Origin of the sequence: Levilactobacillus zymae DSM 19395 (assembly GCF_001434115.1) — a bacterium.
GTDB lineage: Bacteria > Bacillota > Bacilli > Lactobacillales > Lactobacillaceae > Levilactobacillus > Levilactobacillus zymae.
The window spans coordinates 1-1,123 of sequence record NZ_AZDW01000046.1 but is presented as its reverse complement, the minus strand read 5'-3'; the positions used below and the strand labels follow the sequence as shown (position 1 = coordinate 1,123).

Genomic DNA, 1,123 nt, shown 5'->3' with positions numbered 1-1,123 from the left:
TTTATTAATATTTGGGCGAGAAGACACGTTCTTTTAAGAACGTGATGAATCGCCTTAACCTTTTCGTGTATTTGTAAACCGTATTACTAGTAAAGTGGCTGTATACTGACATTGGAACAGTTACTTGAACAACCCTGAGATAGGTTCCACGAAAGGTGGTGATTCGATGTTGAAAGGCATCAAGCTTCGTCTGTACCCGACTCGAACTCAAGAAGGCCAGTTATGGCAATTATTTGGCAATAACCGCTTTGTCTGGAATCAAATGTTGGCGATGGCTAAGACCCGGTATAAAAATAATCCAAGCAGTCGCTTCATTAATGAATATGGCATGAATAACTTACTCAAAGCTCTCAAAACTGAATATCCCTTTCTCAAACTGAGTGATTCGACAAGCTTGCAAGTGGTTAACCATCATTTAGCGCAGGCTTTTTCGATGTTGTTCAAGCATCGCGGGGGTCAACCACGCTTTAAATCGCGCCGGTCAGCTAAACAGGCATATACCGGTCGTTTTCCTGCCAGTGCACAGCTAGTGGTGGCTAAGCGTCGAGTCAAATTGCCGAAACTTGGTAGTATCAAGACTAGTAAAACGGGTCAGCTGGTTGATGGTCAAATTAAGCGCTACACCGTTAGTCATGATGCTACAGGACGTTACTGTTTGAGTTTACAAGTTGAATTTCCGGAGCCTAAGCCACTGCCTAAAACCGGTGCTCAAGTGGGTATCGATTTGGGCGTAGCTGACTTAGCGATTACCTCTGACGGCCAGAAATCCCCTAAGTTTCAAGCGCCCTGGGAGGAAGATCAAAGGACTACGTGGCAACGGAAGTTTGATCGGCGCAAACATCAAGCCAAGGTCAACGTGATTCAGTGGAACCATGATAAAAACCACTTGATTGAATTGGAACTCAATGACTATAAAAACTGGCAGCGCGCTAGACAAATCAAGGCACGCTACCAGCATAAACTCGCTAATCAACGTAAAGACTATCTAAACAAACTAACAACTCAGTTGGTTAAGGCCTACGATGTGATTGTGATTGAGGATTTAAAAGTCAAGAATCTGATGCACAATCATCACCTGGCCAAGTCAATTGCCAATGCGAGTTGGTACCAGTTTCGAACCATG

The 1,123-nt window shown here is 43.9% G+C and carries 1 protein-coding gene; it reads left to right on the top strand.

The window, feature by feature from the left end; translation table 11 throughout:
- Window positions 1–166: 166 nt before the first annotated feature.
- On the top strand, window positions 167–1,123 hold a 957-nt coding region (locus tag FD38_RS10275; RefSeq protein WP_057733913.1), incomplete at its 3' end, for an RNA-guided endonuclease InsQ/TnpB family protein.